The organism is Methanobacterium sp. SMA-27, assembly GCF_000744455.1.
Classification (GTDB): Archaea; Methanobacteriota; Methanobacteria; order Methanobacteriales; family Methanobacteriaceae; genus Methanobacterium_B.
The window spans coordinates 960,279-980,599 of sequence record NZ_JQLY01000001.1 but is presented as its reverse complement, the minus strand read 5'-3'; the positions used below and the strand labels follow the sequence as shown (position 1 = coordinate 980,599).

The following is a 20,321-nucleotide window of genomic DNA, read 5'->3' as shown; positions in this document are numbered from 1 at the left end:
AAATAATTTATTCATTAAATACATTTTCTATTCCATAACCAGTTAAAATTTTCCAAGAACAACCTTTTGTACCTCTAATATTTAATTTCCCTTTAGAATCAATATACCATAGTTTAAAGGTGGTATTTGGTGATATTTCTCCATTTTCATCTTTAAAATTAAGATTTACTTCAATATTAGTTACTCCAATTGTTTCGTCTTTTATAGCTAAAATTTCGTATCCAGTAAGTCTTTTATTCTCAAAGACTTTTTTTCTTAAAATTCCTACCATTTGCTTTAAATTTCTTTCTTCTAAATCTATTTTTTTGGTCATTTCATAGAAATTGGGTTTATCCTTCGACCAATAATCCAGAAATTCTACTAATACTTTTTCAGGGGTTTCTTCATCATAATCCAAAGATTTTATATAATCAATATCCAATTTTCTAGGTTTAAAAGATTCTATTTTGGCCATGTTTTCGTAAAAAGTTTTTTCTGGCATCTCTTCACTTGTGTCATTGGAAGTGGATTTTCTTTGTTCTTCATCTTTCATGGATCTAATGCCATCAGCTAAAGCGAATAGTGTATGCCAAACTTTCACTGCAACCGTTTTATTTGCATAACCTAAATCACGTCCATGAATAATACCATTACGCAGAGGTAAAGTAATTTTTTCTGTCTGTGTTTTTTTACGAACTTTAGACATAACTTTTTGTAATGCGTTAAGACCACTTTCATGCGCCGCGATAGCATCCCAAGCTTCAACATCAGCCCCTTCAGCAAAAAACCCTCTTTGATCTCCTGGTTTTAAATCAGAGACTACTCCATCTATCATAGCTAAAATTACAGGTATTGTAGCATGGTAACGTTCTTCCAAATGATCTTCAAATGCTTTTTCAATGAGCACCACACGTGGTTTAAATACATCGATAAAACTCAATCTTGAAATAAAAAGTTTTAAAATATTTTCATCATAATATTCAATTAAAAGTCTTTCAGCTTCTTCAAATTTATTAGCATCAGCAAATTCAACAGCTTTTATGATCTTGGTTTGATTCATAGATTCATATGCAATCCAACCCTTCTCACTAAAATGATCATTAAATCTATCATGAATGTCATAAATTACTATTTTAGATAATTCTTCCAATTTTAAATACTCTTTTGAAAGTATTGTAGTGTCTATTCCCAAATTATCAAGAAAATTAATTAAATTCTTTGCATCTTCTATTTGCTTTCTTATTTTTACATGAGAAGGATTGTCACTAATTCTAGTTTTTTTGGAATCATTTTGTTGCATGTTAACACCTAATAATCCTTGTATTAAACTTAAATCTTCAATAATATAAAAATTTTGAGAAGTTAGCTATAAAAATAAATCACCTTAATAAAATATTTTATTTAAAGCCTTTAGAACTCACTAAAATTTTTATAGGCCTTAATTCTACATGATAAAGCCCTATGGGAGATATACGGATATCATATACTGAAAAATATGAAAATTTCGACATAAATATTAAGAAAACTGATTATTAAATCAGTTTTGCACAGTTAACCAAATAAAAAGAATTTTATATGGATAATAATGATAAATAAATAATTATAATTATAAATAATATCTGCCTATTTATCATTATTTTCTAAAACAGAGTCCTTTTTTATTTCTAAATTAAAAATAAACTAATAATTATTAGATATATTTAGTTTCAATTATTTTTTTTATCTTATGCCTTAACCACAGATATTATTAGTATTTTAAAATTTGTGTGTAGAAAAAAAAAATGTTGTTTATCGGAAGTGATCCTTTGAATTAGGGTTTTTGGTTATTATGATGTCTCTTAAAGTATTCCAATATTTTTCTTGAATTTCAAAAACCATTCTGATGAAACTAACTTTAAGGGGTAGCCATTCTTTTAAACTTTCATAGTTTCTCATTTCGCTGATTTCTAGTGGATTTTCAAATGATTTTAGGATTACAAAACTACAGTTATGTCCCTCTTTTATGCCTTTATTGGTGGTAATGCTACTTTGTTTGGCATCTTCTGTAATTTCTGCAAGATACTTTATATGTTTATATGGTTTTGTACGATAAATTAAGACTTTATCTCCTTTTTCACTATCTTTATGACATCCGTCCCAATATCCTTCGCTTCCTTCTATTTCATCGTCTCCAATGTCCATTTGCCCACTATTAACCCATAACCAATAATTTTTTCCTAAATAGGTTTTTAATATATTTTCAATTATGTTTGTACGGGTTCTTCCTTCTTCTTCAACTTTTTTATCTAATTTCTTTATTGTTTTTTCATTAAGTTTTAGGTTTATTTGGGTTTTCATATCATCACCAACTATACATTGGTATCTATACTATATAAAGATATCTTTTTCTACTAAAAATATCTAAAGATACTAATATATATTAATGACTAGAAAAATAATTATTAGATTAATAGTTAATTTAGATAAAATAATTAATTAAAAAGTAAAAAAAGGAATATATACTCTTTAATTAAGATTATTATCAATTAGAAATTTTTTTCACAAATATCGTTTACCGAGCAGTCTTTACATTTTTGTGGAGTTCGGCAGTATCCATATTTGTCCTTTCCTAGTTCTGATGCGTAGGTGTAGAGTCCTTTATTTATTTCTCTTAGTGTGTAAGGTAAATCAAAGCTTAATAAATATTTTTTTACATTTTCATGGTTCATTTCATTTTTTGGAATTATTCCAGTAATTTTTAAGAATCTTTCGTTGGCAGCGTCAAGTTTATAAGATTCGGTTACGAATTTAAGTTCTATAATGTCTCCTACAATATAATCAAAAACGTTGATTCCAACACCGTAAAGTTCGGTCCAAGGTTTATGTTCCTGTTTGAAGTCTTCCCACTCCTGAGAGGAGATTTCTAGAAATTTATTATCAGATATATAATCTAAACCTTTATAGTTGGCATATTGTGTTTTGATATAGTTTGAGAAACTAGCATTATAATTTTCTTTGAGATAATTACATGTTACAAGCATATACCATAACAACTTGTAATATGCAGCTCCTTTACGTCCATTGAACTCTTTCACAGACTTATAGAAACTTTTTCCTTCTGATCCATAAGTTCCTTTTTCCATTTCTTCATATAATGGAGCTTCTAATGATCCTGCCAATTTTCTATTGTATTTTCTCTCAAATTCTAAATTGTCCAATATTCTCCCAATTTTTTCAATTGAATAGATGTTATGTTTTTCTAAAAAATAAACAAAAATCCAGTCATCAAAGCCCATTTGGTCATATGCTCTGCTGATAAAAACCTTTTCGGAGTTATCCCATCGTTCATCAAATCCTGTCCATGTTGGTCTGGTTATTTCAACTGCATTTCGAATTATAGCTCGAGAATTATCTTTGTTCATAGAAAACCTCATTTAAGATCATTTTAAATAATTTTTTTCTAATATTGTTTCCAAATTAATTTCAATCTTTAGTAGGTCTACAAATCTTAGTTAAAAAGAATTATTGGCCTAACTTTAAAGCAGTTAATATGATATAACTCTAACTTGAATAACCTTGTATCCGATTTTCTATTAATTATGTTCGTCTATTAAAATACTTGAAGGTACGATTAAGATACTAATAGCAACTTGAACTGCTTAAGAATACTAATGAGTATTATTAATTTAATTCAAACTATAGGGAATTATTCTATAAGAATTCAATAATGAATCAGAGGGATCACCCCTTCTTATTTCAACTTTATTCAGATTTTTTTGAGGGATTCGAGTCTAAAAAAAACTTCAAATATTATTTAAAAAGATTATCTAAGGATGTTTGAGCTGTTTTAGAAAAATATTGCTTCCAAATATCTATATCTTCAGATGGTACTGCTAAAACCAAAATTTTTCTTGGTCTTGTGATCCCAACATAAACATTCTTTAACTCTTCATGATCCTCAGTTTTTTTATTATTAGTTAATAGGGTACGATACATTGGGCCTGCACTACCTTTTTTAAGGATTAATAATACAGCTTCAAAGGTTTCGCCTTTTACTTTATGAATTGTGCTTAGATTATAAGGAATCTCATTATCAATTATGTTATAACTGAATAGATCATCAAAAGCCATATCATGATATCCTTTTTTGATTTCTAAATCTATATAATTAAGAAATCTACCATCCTTATGTAAATTTTCATTAAATCTCTCAATCCATTTACCAATTGAAACATCAGTTTTGGGCATTAACTTAATAAGATTAAATATTTCATTTTTAAAATCAAAATATCCTATTTTTCTAATTATTTCAGACAATTTATAATCAGAGTAGACTGGAGTGTTGCTTAGTAAACTAATATAGGTTTTTTCTAGTAATTGAAACGATTTCTGAAATTCTGATTTATCATATAAATATTTTGATTTGGCTAATTCTTTAGTAAAATTTTCTTGTATCCATACACTATCAAGAGTATTACTTGGTAAATTACTAATTTCTATATTATCCTGTCGTGATAATATTATTTCATCAATCAAATTGTTACTTCTGGCTAAAATTGCAATATTCGATGAAGTTAGTGTGATTTCGTTTTCTTCACAGATTTTCAAAAATGGATTTATTAATTCATCATCAAAATCATTATTATTAGGGTTATACTCCCATATTTCAGGATTAAATTTAAAATTTACTATATTTTTATCGTTATTTATTGAAGTGGAAGGTTCTTTTAGCTTTGTCAAGAAGTGAGTGAAATTGCAAATTTTTTGTGAACTCCTTAAACTTTCATTCATAGTAATGCAATTCCATCCATCTTGATTACATTTTTCATTAAATAGGTCTGGATTCGCAGAATTCCATTCGAATATGGCTTGATCAGGATCTCCAACTAACATTATATTTTCCAATTGAGAATTTGTTATAGCATCAATTATTTTCATTTGAATCTCAGAGGTATCTTGAGCTTCATCAATTATTATAAAAGGGAATCTTAATGCTATTAATTTAGCAATTGAAGGATAATTATCAATTATTTTCATTGCAAAATAGTTAGCATCAGATTGATTAAATAATCCACTTCTCCAGAGCCTATTTTTCATGTTTTTTACATAATTATATTGGCTTTGTATTGCTAGGCTAACATGAATTTTTTTAATCTTTGAAAGATTTCCGTTGATGTCATAACTTATTTTATCAAAAAATTGATTATGGAATCCATCATTTTTCTTAGTTTTCCAAGGATATGCAGGTTCTCCTGCTAATACGGGTCTAGATTTACAATTTATGACTAAATGACCATATGGAAAAAATATAAATTGATTGATGAAACTATCAATAGTTCCTAAAAAATGAGGATATTTGATTGGGATATTAGTATAAAATGATTTTTTTAATTCTTTTTCAATTTCTTCCCATGCAGCATTTGTAAATGATATCACAGCTACCCCTTGATATGAATATGGCCAATCTTTTAATAATTGTGCCATTTTAGCAGCAACTGTAAATGTTTTCCCGCTTCCGGGACAAGCTCTAACTATAATATATTTATCTTTTGCTTTGCATATCTCTTTTTGCGTTTCTGTTAGTTTAATCATATAAAACACTTTAATAAAGATTATTAGTCATCAATTACAAATTGAATCGATTTTTTAATATAATCTGGAACCTTAAAATTTTGTAAATTTTTACCTTTCTCTAATTCAATTGCTAATAAATAAGCAAACTCTGATTTGGTGTCGTTACTTTCTAATTTTTCAGCAAAAAACTTAGCTTGTTCATTAAGATCCTCAATCTGAATCAGTTGTGAATGAAGATTTCTATGAATTTCATGGAATACGTCTAAAATAACTTTTTTACTATCTTTGTTAGATTTAAATAGGTCATATTCGAAAGTTATTTCACCAAGTAAAGGTTTCAAATTATCACTTTCTAAAGCCATTATTTTTTCAATTCTTGCTTCAGCATGGGCCTTACCCTTATCATCATCCGTTACTAAAGCACACCTACATTTTAACCTATTTCCATCTTGAGAGTTGAATAACTTTGCAAAATGTTCAAAAGCAACCCCATTAATATTTACTACTTCAATACCATTTCTTTCGATATCATATTTTTCTGATATCTTTTTTGCCAGTATTTTACTGAAAATAGGAATAAGAATGGCTTCTGAAATCCCTTCCACTAAAATTACCCCATTTGCAAAAAATAATTGTGATTTTGTGACATCTAAAAATTTTTGAAGATATTTTAAACTTTTATCTTCAAGTTTTAGGTCTTTAATTTGGGTAGAAGAGATATTATTGTGATCATTTTGTAAAATAGTTAATAAATTGAGATCTGTTTTAGCAGCAATAGTAGGTGAGTGTGAAGTAACGATTATTTGAAATTCATTTTCATCGAGCTCTTTTAAATAATTAAAAAAAGTGTTTTGAAGTTGTGGGTGAAGATGTGCTTCTGGTTCTTCAATAAGCAATAAATTATATTCTTCTCTATAAACCTTATTTTTTTGTTTAATATCACCTAAAACAGTGGCTGTATAAATCAAATTATTTAAACCCAAACCATTTTGCCATATTTCAAAGAATTGCTGTTTGTGATTTTCATCAATTGATTCATCGGAATATACAGGTAATTGCATAATTAATTTTTGGACAAATTTACCAAATTCAAGAGGTGCAAAACTTATTTTAACATCTTGTTTTTTATCGGGTGTCAAATAAGATAAGTAATTTAAATGTTCCAAAATACTTTCATTACCTTTTTTAATAAACCTACTCCATTCCTCTTCATCTAAAGTATCTGTGATTAATTGAAGTAATTTTTCTTTCTCTTTTTGATTTTCTTCTTTATCTTCATTTATGATGATATTTGAGTAAAGATTTCCTAAAATATTAGACTGTGTAGGTCTTAATTTATTATTCGCATCTCTCAAAGCACCTAAATAAATATTACGCAAAGCCGATCGTACTTCAAAAGGAACTTTTCCTCCTTCGTATTTACCACCCCATACACTTCTCTTTACTCTTTTATCAGATTTGAAATCAAGGAGTTCAAATTTAAAATGTAATTGGAGGCTATGATTTCCATTAGCATCTAAAACATGTAGACTATTAAACCAAGCTGTTTCAATTTCATTTTCACATTTAAAAATTAAATCAAACTCAATATTCTGTATTTTTTTATCTATTTTAGATTTATCAATTCTAAAATCCGATTGAGAACAATAAATATCTCTTGGTTGCTTAAAATCTCCTAAGCATAATCTTAAAGCATCAATAACAGCAGTTTTTCCGGAGTTATTTTCTCCGATAAGAATATTTAGTCCTTTATCAAAATCAAGTTCTAATCTTTCTATTGCACGAAAATTCTTAATTATTAATTTTTCCAGATACATAAAAACCGTTATTACTTTATTATCTAAGCTTAAATAAATTATTGATAAATTACTTTTTATTTTCTTAATAAAATTGAATATGACCGCCCCTTCTTATTCCAACTATATTCAATTTATCGTAAGGGATTCGAGTCCTAAAAAAATTGAAAATTATAAATTGATGGATAAAACTGTTTAATTTATAATTTTAGAATGTATTCAAACAAAAATTGTTATTTCATTATGATTAATATTCAAATGAGTAACTTATTGTCTGATAGTCCATTCATCTCAATTTTTTTTATAATATTTAGGATAACTTCTTTGAATTCTTGTAAATGTTCCCTGTCTTCATTTGTATTTATATTCCATATGAAACCTTTTCCAGTATTTTTAGCAAAGCTATTTAATCCTTTGTATAGTTCTATTACAGATTCAGCGTCTTTAACTTTGTTTAATATACTAGTATAAGTGATTATTATACCATTTCTTTTTTTGTTCTGTGGAGGATAACATTCAAATATACTTACTGGTTCTCCATTTAATTTAACATTCACTGAAAATCCTACGGTACCCATATTAATTTTTAAGTCATTCTCATTAACAAATTCTATTAAATCTTCAAAAAATTCTTTATTTTGTTGATCTAAAGATTTTAAAAATTCTTCTAATGATATCCTTCTTTGATATTTTTTTGTGAAGGATTTACTTTTTTGTTCTACTTGTATTATGAAGTCTTTAGCTTCAGGTAATGGCATGATAATTTCTGGCTTAATTGCTATTTTATTTTCAATCTTGTATGGTTCAAGTTTTATACAAGTTAGGTCGATATCATTGCCTCTTAACCATAATACTGCTGCTAAAGTTTCTTCTCGGAAATCATTTGCGACTAACATAATTCTCGGTTGATTGTCAAAATCTTCAAAATCTTCATTAGAAATAAATTCTTTTAGTTCAGATTCCATATCCTCCTTAGACTCATCTTTATATTCAGCCATCATATCCACTACTTGTTCTAAATTCAAGTTAGAACAATAAGATGCATAATGGATAGCTTGTAAATCAACAAATCTATCAGCAACATCCCTCTTTAATTCAATAACTACTATTTTTCCTTTTTTATCTACTGCTAATATGTCTAATCTGTTACTGGTTTTATCAAACTTGTCATATTCAGTAGTGATAGTTAGTAACTCTTCACCTAAGATTTGAGGATATTTTGTAATCCATTCTTCCATATGTTTTCGTTCCTCAATCCCAAATTTAGAAAATTCAGACTCATCAATTATCTCTTCAACTTCTAAATCTTTATTAATCAACATAATCACCTCAAACACCTCCAATTAATAAAATATTTGTTACTTCATGCGTTAATAAATAATTGAATTATTTAAATAAATTTATGGTATTTTGAAAAGTTTAGGTGATAATAAATATAAAAGATATACTATTCCAAATGAAAGTTAAAATCAATTTTTATAACCCTAAAATCTGCTTTTTCTTAGCTTCAAACTCTTCATCATTAATAATACCTTTATTTTTGAGTTCCATTAATTTTTCTAAGTCATTTAATGAGTTATTGTTATTTTGAAGTTTTTTTGATTTCTATATTCTCTCATTTTCTTTTCTATAGTGCTTTTAATTTCATCTATAAACAGAGGTGAAGTCTCAACTTAGAAGCAACTTGTGGATAACTTATTTCATTGCCTAGTCTTCTGATAAACCTAAAATCAAGTTTGAATAATTATTAAGCGTTTAATGGCTCGTTGTTCTTTATGGCTTTCATAATATTTTTATGAGAAATTTTAAAGGCGTTCGATAACTTATCTATCTCTGATTCATCTTTAATTTCCGCTACTCCATATTTAGCCATTGTTTTTAACCTGGTTTTATCAATTCCAACAATATTTCCATTACCTACAAAGATATATAATAAAATTTTATCAGGTTGCGGGAAAGCAGAAATGAAGACTCTTTCAGGTGAATAATACGATATGCCACTTTTCCCGATTTTTGACCATATTTTTTCATTTATACCCTTCAAGTTATAATCTAGTTTTTTTAATATTTTTACAACATCATAATTACTTTCTTTAAATTTATGTAATTCGTTAACATCAAATTCATCAGTTACTATCTCCAACTCTTTTTCATCCTCTAAGTCTTCAGCTGGTCTTTTAATTGTTATATCCTTAAGATTTTTAATAAAATCTTTGAGTTCTATCACTTCTAATTTACAATCATCCCAATCATGTTCCCAACATATTATCATATCACATTTTTTGGGATCGTGTTTATGTAATTTAAAGTTACTACTAACATATTCAAATTCAATCCGAATTCTTTCCCAACCTTTACCATTAAAACGCCTTCCAATACAATCTGGAAAACCGGGTTTAATTTCTTCTACATACATATTCAGTTCATCCATTACTTTACCAAAAAGAAAAATAACCCCATTTTCATTCATGGGACTATACACCAAACCCCTAAAATTGATTAAATCCCCAACAACACTTTTTTCGTTCATTAACAATTCCCCAAATTTAAGTAAGATAATAATTTTTTATATTTCACATAATAAATATATTCGGGCATAAAAATTCACAATAAAAAAATAAAAAAAAACAAAGTTAATCGAAATTCTCTTTAATTTATACAATAATCATTCCAATATTATATCTTCTATTTATGTTTTTCAAGCTATTATTAATTCTAAAAGGTAGTATCCAGATTTTTATTTATTAAAGATATCAATTCATGACCTTTATATCAACAATACCAGGATTATGTTCTAATTAAGTCAAAAAAAGGGTTTATGGGGATTTAACGAGATTAATCATATTTTTGTTTTTATGTATCCCCCTATCCATCCGCAAACAGCTCCATTAATAGCTCCTAATATGGTTAATGGTATTAAATAGAGAAATGTGCCTGTAAGGAGACTTCCTAAAAAGAAAGAAATAGCACCAGTAACTATAGCATTTTTAGTTCCAATTATTTGGTCTTTGAATAGGTAACCAACAGCTGCTAACATTATGAAAATTAATAGAGTTAGAATACCTTGTGTAATGGTTAATATTATAGTTATTGCCATTGCTACAGGTATTATTAAAGTCCATCGAATATTATCGAAATTAAGCTCATTTTTTATAGAATTTATAAAGCCTGTTTCCATCTCATAAGGAGTTTTATAATTTTTATTCCAATTTTGGGCATTTTGGGTTCGTTTTCCGCAGTTATTCCAAAATTGAACCAAGCGGGTTTTTAGATTCACATTTCGGACAGAAAGCACTGATTGTATTTTGTTTCTTAGAATTTCTCTTTTTGTACTTTTTTTCCTGATTGGGACTTGTTTCCAATTTGGATCAACAATATCCAAATTTTCAACATATCTTAATTTACCGCCACAATCACAGTAATCAACAAAATCGTTTGCAGACTCACCCGATTGTAGTTTATAGTAACTCTTGCATTTACCGCAAATTAAATAACCCATTTAATCACCTGTAATCTAATAAAAGACTATAAACTTAATTTAAGACTCATTATCTCTTACTTTTTTAAAATTTATCAAACATTTAATTTATTACCTGAATTGCTACATTTTTAATCCAAAATAAAGCCCCATTAATATTTCAGTTAAACTTTAAGATAATATTGTTTACTATCACAGCCAAAACCTAAATGTTATTTTTTATTATTTTTTTCTAAATATTCTACTATTGCCTGGCGAATATGGTAACTCATGGGATTGTAGCTCTTTCCTGATAAATCCCTTAACTCATCTATCATCCCTGGAGGTAGCTTTATAGTTATTTGTTCCATTTTCGCTTTTGCTTTGGGTCTGCCTCTAATTTTTGTTTCTGGCATGGTTTCACTTATATAGTATATTTAGATTGTTATAAAAGTTTATGGATATTTATTAAAGTTTTTTAAATATTTTTTAAACTTCGTAATATAGGAATTTAAAGAAGTAGTATATTTATTTGTATATTTACTTAGGGTATATTTAATTCAGATTCTATCATAGAATCTGGAACCCTTGAAAACAGAATACAAATCTAATTATTTAATCAAATTAGAAAGAATTAGGATATTGACCTATGGAAGTATAATCCAAATGAGGACACTGATAGATATACTTGGTATCATCTCGTTGAAGATTCAATATATGATAATTCTTTAGAATGAGGCCCAATTAAATAAGCTACTTCTTTAAGAATAGTAATATCCATTTTAGCACTCTTTTTATTATAATTCAGAATAAATTCAGGTATAGTAGAGGGGAATAAAATATTATAGTACTTTGGCTTTTGTTCTATCTTAAAATTATTATTCAGAAGTGTAACAATACCATTAACCCAAACTTTATCCATATTAATGTCTTTGTCAATTAAAAATTTTTTTAAAGATACAACATTACTTATTACTTGTTTTCCAGGTTGACTGAGTGCTTTTCTTTTATTATAAAACCATTGATTGCCTTTGACTATGTAAAAACCTTTGATATTTTTAGTTTCTATTACAAAAATTCCATTAGTGCCTATTACAATATGATCAAGATTTCCATAGCTTCCAGGAAACTTAACATCATTAAAAATAAAATAATCATCCGGTAATTGTTTTAAATATTCTGAAACTATGTTTTCTCCTTTTATTCCTTTATTCCATGTTTTACCTTTATTATAACCACTAACAGCCAGTCCAGCACCTATAAATAATATAATAATTGACAAAGGGCTTATTATTAATCCAACTATACCAATTAAACTTAAAATTGCCCCCAAAATGATCATGCTATCGTATTCAGAGCGCATTTTTTGAGCATAGCCTTTAGCTCCAACTATGCTCTCTCTGTGGGGTATAGTATTTTCATCATAATAATCATCAAAGCTGTTATGAACCTTTAATTTTCCACCACAATTACATGTGAGATCAAAATCATCCGGAGATTCTCCAGGTTGAAGCTCATAATTTCCCTCACATTTATCACAGATCAAATAGCCCATTTAAAAACAACTCCCCCCAAACAAAAAAAATCTACTTTAATAAGTCATTATAATTTCTTTATATATTCAATTTTTGTTATCCTAAAAGCATTAATACTACTTCAATATTAAATTAAAAAATAATTTGATTTCATTCAACACAATTCAAAATCCTTCAAAATATCTTTGTGAATTGACCATTGATTACATAGAATGATTATACCAGTATCAGTAGAGGTTCTTTGTAGCCTACCAATTTGTTGTAATGTTTTGAGTCGATATTCTTCTTGTTCAATACGATATACCCCCCGTTTTTCCAGACCTTCCCAGGTTTTACGGATTTTGTTAGGGATTCTGCGTTTTGTGCCGGGATAATATTTATCCTCTTCTTCTGTAGGAACGTATGCAGATCTTCCTATAATTACTACTTCTAATTCTTCTCCAGGGAAATCAATACCTTCATGTAAACTGCTTCCTATAATACACCCACCAGTTTTTACAAATCTTTTTTTTATTATTTGTTTTGTCTTAGTGTTATTTTGGCCTTCATGGAAATTATATACTGGTCTTTTATAGCCAGATTCTTTTAGTGCACGCACCATGTTTTCACATTGCCATTTTGCATTAAAGTGTATCATTATATTCCTGGTTTCTTTAACTAAAAAACTAATTAAAGATCCGTAGGTGTGTTTAAAATCATTATAAACGCGACTATTACTGTAATTAATCCTACTTAGGATTTCTGGAGCTTTTTTAACTATATTACTATCATCAAAACGGTATTTTTCAGGTGTTTCATATATATAATCCATTTTCATTCCAGTGATTTTTCTTATTAATTCCAATCTTTTGGTTTCAGAATATTTAGGGTAGTGAATTGTTCCACTCATCATCAGGTGTTGTGGTGCAGCTTCCATGAATGTTGATCTGCTTAAACTTGTATAATCAACTGGCATTACCCGTATACATCTTTCTCGTTCGTCTTTGTAATTAATTTTTTCATATGGTTCAGCAGGTAAATAATCGTATTGATTACGGTATTCCATTTGTGTTTCTAGACGTTCAATCCATCTTCTTTTGTTAACATCTTCTTTTGTGTTATATTTTTCTATATATGGTATTAATTCAGTTTTTATTTGTTCTAATGGTGTTTGAACGTTCTTAAAAAAATAATATATTATGTTAGATAGATCTTCATCAATTATTCGACATGCTCGGGTATGATTATATTCAACACCTGTCATTTCTCTTATAATATCTTGGAATTTATGTGATTCATCCCAAATAATTAATGAACTACCCCATTCTAGAGCGTGTCGTATTTTAATTAATGCAAGCATCATATGATAGTTAGTTACAACAATTTTGTAATCCATAAACGTGCTAATTTTTTTACTATACTCACACGAATCTTTGGTTGAACTGTAATGATGTTTACATGGAGTTTCTTTAGTGTGGGTACATTGTTCAGCTGAAAAACCAGTATAATCCTTACAAGTATATTCATTTTTACCTGCGAGTAACATTACATCTTCTAAATGCCCAAAATCTCTTTCATATTGTTTCATTAAATCTTTTGTAGGTGTAACTATGAATACAGTACCTGGCCGTTCTAAATTAATAGCTATTTGGATTGCGATTAAACTTTTCCCACTTCCAGTAGGTGCGTCTGCGATAATATTTTGATTTTCGTGTTCATTAAAAAATTTAAAGAAATGATTTTGGTTTTCACGGAAATCACTGTTATATACTTCTTTAGCTATATTTCGCTTCAAATTACTTCTTATTAATCTATCTCTATTTTTTTGATTAAGTAAATTAGTATCATTTACAAAATTAGATAATACTAATTCAACCTCTTGGACAACATAACGATTTTTATCATTCTTCATATTTCTTAGATGTTCTACTGCTTTCTCAGATTTAATTTTTCTTAAAGCCTTGACCGTATATTGTCTTACTTGGGGTTTCAGATCTTTTAGGAGTTTTATAAGTGCATCTTCAGCTTTAATATTGCCTATTTTGCCCAATGCAGAAGCAGATAAGCGTCTTACATTACCGTCTTTATCATTAGTTGCCTCACATAATACATCGACATATTTCGGGTCTTTAGTTTCGCCCAGAAGATATGCTACATGAGCTCGTTTAGCTCCTTCTGGATCATTAAGTAATATATCCTGTAAATCTAAATTATCAACCGTATTAGAATTATAATACTCATCAAAGCTGTTATGAACCTTTAATTCTCCACCACAATTACATTTGAGAATAAAATCTTCAACAGACTCTCCAGGTTGAAGCTCATAATATCCCTCACATTTATTACAGATCAAATAACCCACAAAAACAAACCCCCACACACATTAATCTGGCACTCCCAGAACAATTATATTTAAACAACACATCACATCAATACTTTTCTAATGAAATCTGAATCAATCTCTCAATAATAATTAAATTTATTAGAAAGCTAAATCTTAATTAGAGTATAATAGGTTTCATTTAATGTATTTCTAAATATAAATGGGGGTTTTATTATAGGAGAAAGTGTTAGTGTTCCAAAAACTGTTTTAGAGGATGTTTGGGCCGAAACCTTGAACAAACTTAATGATAATCCTGATTTTAACATGGAAACAGTAGTAAAAATTGAATCCATAGTTAAGAACGGGATAATAATCCCTGAAGAAATTATTGAACTATTAACTGAGTAGGTGCTTTTTATGAAACTGTTTGAGCTTGAAATTAATAATTTCAGGGGAATTCGGAGCCTTAAAATTGAACCAAAAGGAAATAATTTCCTGATTCACGGCCCTAATGGCTCAGGTAAAAGTGCAGTTGTTGATGCATTAGATTTTCTTCTAACTGGTTCTATATCCCGTATGACTGGTAAAGGAACGAAAGGTATTATTTTAAAAAAACACGGCCCACATATTGATTATTCTGCCAAAGATGCAGATATAAGAGCAAAAGTCCAGATACATGGAATTGAAGAACCAGTTGAAATTAAAAGAACACTTGATAATCCGAATGAATTGATATGTGATGATTCCATAAAGGAATCATAAAAACAGTTCTAGAATTGGCAAGTCGTGGCCAGCATGTTTTAACTCGTCGTGAAATACTTAATTACGTCAATGCTGATGCCAGTACACGTGGTAAACAAATACAAACTCTTTTAAAGATTACAGATGTTGAAGAAACACGTTTAAAACTGGGAAAAGTCAGAAATATCCTGAAAAATAATTATTTATCTGCTAAAAGTTCTTTAAATACCATATCTGCAGCTATCAATTCCAATATTGGAATAACTAATTATGATGAAGAAAAAATATTAGATTTTGTCAATTCTAACAGGAAAATTTTAGGTGGAAATATAATACTAGATCTTACCTCAGACACATTGAAAACAGGAATAGAACCTCAATCTTTATCATCCGATATGGGAATAAACACTCAATTACTAAAAAATGATTTGGATAAACTAGAGGATTTAAAATCAGATAAAAATAGGGAAAATATTGTTAACATTGACCTCAAATTACATGAATTAATGACTAAAATATCTTCTGACCATAATATGGAAAATGCTATCGGACAGCTTAAACTAACCAGATTAGGTCTTGATTTATTAGGTTCTGATGGAAGCTGCCCACTTTGTGCTATTTAGTCTTAAATTAATTTTGTTTGGTTGATTGATTAAGGTGTTACTATGAAGTTTGGATGAATTTGAATGATTCAAAAGGTTATTTGTTATCTCACCAATGTTTTCTAATTAAATAAATATTTAAATTAGCAAACTATATACAAAATGAACTGATTTCATGACATTTTATGATATCTTAATTAAAAATTATTTTAGGTAGAACTATGAATAGCAGATCGGATTTAATAAAAGTAGTTTCTGAATTTTTATCAATTTTAATCGCTTTTTTAGGTCTTTTAATTCTTATTGGATGGATGTTTAATATTCCTTTATTGTTACATCCCGGGTCTGGATTTTCTGCTATTAAATCCAATGCTGGCTTAGCTTTTCTATTAATTGGGGTTTCCCTTTGGTTTGTCCAGACTAAAAAAATTAAATTCCACAATCAAGGGATAGCACAAATATTGGCTTTTATTGTGTTAATTATTGGATTTCTTACTCTTATGGAATATATTTTTAATTTAAACATTGGCATTGATCAGATACTTTTCAAAGAAGCTGTTGGAGCTTTAAATACGTCTTCACCTAATAGAATGGCTTTAACTACTGTTATAAACTTTATTTTAGCCGGAATATGTATTTTGTTATGGGATGTGAAAACTCCCCGTGTTTACAGACCCACTCAAATTTTTGCAATTATTGGAGGGTTTATTTCACTTATAGGATTCCTAGCGTATATCTATAATGCTTCACTATTTTATCACATTCCACAATTTACAGCAATATCAATCTATGCTACAATTATTTTTATTCTTCTTTTTGGGGCAATATTATTAGCACGTCCTGACACAGGGATCATGTCAATAATCAATAGTAATGACATTAGTGGTGTATTAGCAAGACGTTTATTGCCGTTAATTATTATTTTACCAATAATATTTGGGTTGATATCCCGGTATGGTGTAAATATTGGTCTTTATAATGAACAACTTGCTGATATTTTATTTCTTTTTTTTATTATCATATTCCTCACTATAATAGTTTGGATAACAATTATCTCTATTAAAAAAATCGATGATGATCGTAGATTATTGGAAATTGAATACCAAGTATCTCTTGAAGAAAACGTTAAAGATCGTACTAAAGAACTTGAACAATCTAATAAAGATTTACAACAGTTTGCCTATGTTGCATCTCACGACCTTCGAGAACCACTACGTATGATCACAAGTTTTCTACAGTTACTCGAGCGGAGATATTATGATCAATTAGATGAAGATGCTAATGAATTCATTGGATTTGCTGTAAATGGGGCTAAACGTTTGGATTATATGATTAATGACCTTCTAGAGTATTCCCGTGTAGCTAACACCAAAAGAGAATTCAGCAAAGTAGATGTTAATAAAGTATTAGAATATACCATTTTAAATTTGAAATCAGCTATAGATGATAGTAGTGCAGAAATAACCTACGATGCATTGCCTACACTCTTTGCAGACGAACAGTTAATGATTCTTCTATTTCAAAACCTCATAAGTAACTCCATCAAATATCGCAGAGAAGAAATACCTAAAATAAGCATCTCCGCTATTAAAGAATCAAATCAATACCTCTTTACTGTAAAAGATAATGGAATAGGAATGTCTCCTAAACACTTAAAAAAAATATTTACCATATTCCAACGATTACATACTAAAGAGGAGTATGAAGGAACAGGAATAGGACTAGCAATAACTCAAAAAATCGTACATCAACACGCAGGTGAAATATGGGTAGAATCAGAACCAGGAAAAGGTTCAACATTCTATTTTACGATCCCTATCAATGAATAACCCTTTGAATTAATTATTATTTTTTTATGATTACTTTTTCAGTGTTTTTATGAAGGATTGACTATGGTCCTGGAAGTATATTATAAAAACTATTAATACTCTTTTTAAAATACATATTAATCATTAGTTGAATTTTAGATTAATAATATAATATCCCTTTCTTCTAAAAATATTATAAATTTGATTTATATATTCCATTTATACAGTATTCCTCTTTTTATATCCATATTTTATTTTGTCCCTCTAAAACTTGTTTCCTTTATTTGATGCTCCGCATTCATGACATCTGTAACCATCTCTTCTTAGTACTTCATGTCGAAGAGCAGTGTTGATGGGGTTTCTTTTACTAGTTTTTTCTTTTTAAATGGTTTTATTACACCGTTAATTGGGAATATTCTATTATACGTCGTAATACCATTTTATACTACCATATTCATTTCTAGGAATCCTATTTGGAATTGGAAATCATATTCATTTGCAATATGTTGGAAATGTTCATATGTTGTTGTCTTAATTTGTTCACTATCTACATAGGATAGATGATGATAATTTATATTAAAATTTAAAAGATCATTTGTGGATTTAAGTAAATATGTAGCATCTAATAACATTTTCATTTTTAAAGCTTCTTCAAATTCTTCTAAGTATGATTCACACATACATTCTCACCTTCAAATTTTTTCACTCTGATATTTTTTTTTATTCTTATTTTTATACCTTACTAACCTTAAAGCAGACAAATACAAAGACCATGGTGTAATTTATAATATGTAACTCCCCTATTATATACTTTAAGGTCTAATATTGTTTATTTTTAAAAAATAATAATTTAAAAAGCTTTTATAACTAAAAAACTGATGATAATCCAATATTTTAATGAAATAATCGATTTTCAGTGATAAAAATATTTTTTTATTTGCGTTACAGTAAGGGTAAGGATAAAAAAAATTTGTTAGTAAAAATAATTTTGGCGGAGGTTTTCGAGTACTATGACAAAGAATAAAAAAAGTAAAATTAAAAAGAAGCAAGGTAGGCCATCTAAATTAACACCTGAATTACAAGCTGAAATAGTATTATTACTTAAAGCGGGAAATTTTATAGAAACAATTTGTGGAACTGTGGGTATTAACAAATCCACATTTTATGATTGGAATAATAAGGGGAAAGAATCTAAACATCCCAAAAATAAATACAGGAAATTTCATGAAGCTGTAGAACAGGCTATGGCTTGGAGTGAAGCAAGGAACGTGGCCCTCATAACCAAACATAGTGAAGAAAACTGGAGAGCTGCTGCATGGATGTTGTCACGTAAACATCCTGATAAATGGGGTAAGAAGATACATGAAGATTTTGATCTAGATATTGATGAATTAGATGAAAATCCTGTAATTATATCTAAGGAAGAGTTGGCTATCATCAAAAAAGTATTGGACTCAGTTACAAGTCAAAGTAAACAATAATAATTATTCTTAGATAATATATGGAAGGAATAACCCATTCCTCCTCTCATTTATAAGGGGTTATCCCTAAAAAATGATAAGTAATAACTTAATATAAAAATATAATAATATATTATAAAACCCCTTCTAGCGTTGGAATAATATTCTGAATAACAAGAAATTAACAACATTAAATTAACAACAAACAATAATACAAGATACAATATATAATTAAACAATTAATAACCACCTATATTATATTATAACCTTAATAAGTATGTTAAATCACATAATCAACAAGGAGATGGCATACAAATAACTTGGAAAACCCCACTCAAATACACCCTAAAAGTAAATAATTGTAAGAAAAATGTACAATTTTATACAATTTTACCTTGTTAATCATCACTAGCTCTACAAAAAAAGGTTAATTTTTATAATAATGTTATTTGAGTTTCCGTGGCCTTAGTAGGATTTTTACGTTCAATTTGTTCTAGTTTACGTTGTACGAATCTTTTACGTTTACTTCCATATTTTAATGTTAAATTGTCAAATTCCACTGCGAACTGATAATTTCTACAAGTATAATATTTTGGATCATCTTTATGTGGATTAGTACTGTTTATACGATCCATTTCATGTATAGGTACACGAACTGCATTCTCAATTGTACCTGTAACACTTTGTTCATTTAATAGTAATGTTTCACCAGGTACACATCGTAATACACAATGAAAATTCTCATCCCACTTATATGGTGTAGCTACTCCGCAGATATAATAAAAATCAGATTCACCTTGATCTAATGTTATATCCTCCCAATGTGACTGATCCTGTCGACTCTGATAAATAGATATCCGTTTATCATATGGCCCAGTTAAACCAGGTGCACAATGACGTTTCAAATTAACGTTTGTAACATATTTCAACCAGAAATACCGGAATTTCCTATTCAAATCCAACTCCTTCAAAATTGGATATATGTCATTATTATCAATCCATTTCATCTATAACCTCCCATATATTCCTATAATACAATATAGTCGCCATACTATATATAGTTTACATAAAATAGATACATAAATTCT

The 20,321-nt window shown here is 28.3% G+C and carries 18 protein-coding genes; 4 read left to right on the top strand and 14 right to left on the bottom strand.

Annotation, left to right across the window (positions count from 1 at the left end; genetic code table 11):
- Positions 1 to 7: 7 nt before the first annotated feature.
- The 12 genes from DL91_RS04980 to DL91_RS12820 all read right to left on the bottom strand — a co-directional run bounded on the left by DL91_RS04980 (position 8) and on the right by DL91_RS12820 (position 14,661).
- Positions 8 to 1,279 carry a hypothetical protein gene (locus tag DL91_RS04980; RefSeq protein WP_052374202.1) on the bottom strand — a complete coding sequence of 424 codons (1,272 nt, stop codon included), beginning with the start codon at positions 1,277 to 1,279 and terminating at the stop codon, positions 8 to 10.
- A gap of 488 nt (positions 1,280 to 1,767) precedes the next feature.
- Positions 1,768 to 2,316, bottom strand: a complete 549-nt coding sequence (locus DL91_RS04975; RefSeq protein WP_048190498.1) for an EVE domain-containing protein — start codon at positions 2,314 to 2,316, stop codon at positions 1,768 to 1,770.
- Positions 2,317 to 2,504: 188 nt separating this feature from the next.
- Positions 2,505 to 3,380 carry a hypothetical protein gene (locus tag DL91_RS04970; protein ID WP_048190497.1) on the bottom strand — a complete coding sequence of 292 codons (876 nt, stop codon included), beginning with the start codon at positions 3,378 to 3,380 and terminating at the stop codon, positions 2,505 to 2,507.
- 388 nt (positions 3,381 to 3,768) lie between these two features.
- Positions 3,769 to 5,550 carry an ATP-dependent helicase gene (locus DL91_RS04965; protein WP_048190496.1) on the bottom strand — a complete coding sequence of 594 codons (1,782 nt, stop codon included), beginning with the start codon at positions 5,548 to 5,550 and terminating at the stop codon, positions 3,769 to 3,771.
- 23 nt (positions 5,551 to 5,573) lie between these two features.
- Positions 5,574 to 7,349: an ATP-dependent endonuclease gene (locus DL91_RS04960; RefSeq protein WP_048190495.1), complete on the bottom strand. Its 1,776-nt coding sequence runs from the start codon at positions 7,347 to 7,349 to the stop codon at positions 5,574 to 5,576.
- A gap of 233 nt (positions 7,350 to 7,582) precedes the next feature.
- Positions 7,583 to 8,647: an endonuclease NucS domain-containing protein gene (locus DL91_RS12830; protein WP_197050601.1), complete on the bottom strand. Its 1,065-nt coding sequence runs from the start codon at positions 8,645 to 8,647 to the stop codon at positions 7,583 to 7,585.
- Positions 8,648 to 8,804: 157 nt separating this feature from the next.
- Positions 8,805 to 8,879 (bottom strand): SHOCT domain-containing protein, encoded by a 75-nt coding sequence (locus DL91_RS14525; protein ID WP_081882682.1) that lies wholly within the window; start codon positions 8,877 to 8,879, stop codon positions 8,805 to 8,807.
- A gap of 196 nt (positions 8,880 to 9,075) precedes the next feature.
- On the bottom strand, positions 9,076 to 9,858 hold the full coding sequence (locus DL91_RS04950; RefSeq protein WP_048190494.1) for a hypothetical protein: 783 nt from the start codon (positions 9,856 to 9,858) through the stop codon (positions 9,076 to 9,078).
- Positions 9,859 to 10,167: 309 nt separating this feature from the next.
- Positions 10,168 to 10,827, bottom strand: a complete 660-nt coding sequence (locus DL91_RS04945) for a hypothetical protein (protein WP_048190493.1) — start codon at positions 10,825 to 10,827, stop codon at positions 10,168 to 10,170.
- A 191-nt stretch (positions 10,828 to 11,018) separates the two neighbouring features.
- Complete coding sequence (locus DL91_RS04940) at positions 11,019 to 11,201, bottom strand: ribbon-helix-helix domain-containing protein (RefSeq protein WP_048190492.1); 183 nt, start codon at positions 11,199 to 11,201, stop codon at positions 11,019 to 11,021.
- A 278-nt stretch (positions 11,202 to 11,479) separates the two neighbouring features.
- Positions 11,480 to 12,340, bottom strand: a complete 861-nt coding sequence (locus tag DL91_RS12825; protein ID WP_052374199.1) for a nuclease-related domain-containing protein — start codon at positions 12,338 to 12,340, stop codon at positions 11,480 to 11,482.
- A gap of 134 nt (positions 12,341 to 12,474) precedes the next feature.
- Entirely contained in the window at positions 12,475 to 14,661 is a 2,187-nt protein-coding gene (locus tag DL91_RS12820; protein ID WP_052374198.1) for a HEAT repeat domain-containing protein, read from the bottom strand.
- A gap of 378 nt (positions 14,662 to 15,039) precedes the next feature.
- Between DL91_RS12820 and DL91_RS12815 the strand changes: the two genes are divergently transcribed.
- The 3 genes from DL91_RS12815 (at position 15,040) to DL91_RS12805 (ending at position 17,794) form a co-directional block, all read left to right on the top strand.
- Positions 15,040 to 15,384 (top strand): ATP-binding protein, encoded by a 345-nt coding sequence (locus DL91_RS12815; RefSeq protein ID WP_052374196.1) that lies wholly within the window; start codon positions 15,040 to 15,042, stop codon positions 15,382 to 15,384.
- Positions 15,385 to 15,398: 14 nt separating this feature from the next.
- Positions 15,399 to 15,986, top strand: coding sequence for a hypothetical protein (locus DL91_RS12810; protein ID WP_052374193.1), 588 nt, complete (start codon positions 15,399 to 15,401; stop codon positions 15,984 to 15,986).
- A gap of 200 nt (positions 15,987 to 16,186) precedes the next feature.
- Positions 16,187 to 17,794, top strand: a complete 1,608-nt coding sequence (locus tag DL91_RS12805) for an ATP-binding protein (RefSeq protein ID WP_052374191.1) — start codon at positions 16,187 to 16,189, stop codon at positions 17,792 to 17,794.
- A gap of 419 nt (positions 17,795 to 18,213) precedes the next feature.
- On the opposite strand, the gene DL91_RS04915 is transcribed toward DL91_RS12805, so the two are convergent.
- A complete protein-coding gene (locus DL91_RS04915) occupies positions 18,214 to 18,453 on the bottom strand; it encodes a hypothetical protein (RefSeq protein ID WP_048190491.1) in 240 nt (79 codons plus the stop codon).
- 330 nt (positions 18,454 to 18,783) lie between these two features.
- Between DL91_RS04915 and DL91_RS04910 the strand changes: the two genes are divergently transcribed.
- Complete coding sequence (locus DL91_RS04910; protein WP_052374188.1) at positions 18,784 to 19,254, top strand: helix-turn-helix domain-containing protein; 471 nt, start codon at positions 18,784 to 18,786, stop codon at positions 19,252 to 19,254.
- A gap of 413 nt (positions 19,255 to 19,667) precedes the next feature.
- On the opposite strand, the gene DL91_RS04905 is transcribed toward DL91_RS04910, so the two are convergent.
- Positions 19,668 to 20,240, bottom strand: a complete 573-nt coding sequence (locus DL91_RS04905; RefSeq protein WP_048190490.1) for a hypothetical protein — start codon at positions 20,238 to 20,240, stop codon at positions 19,668 to 19,670.
- Positions 20,241 to 20,321 lie beyond the last annotated feature (81 nt).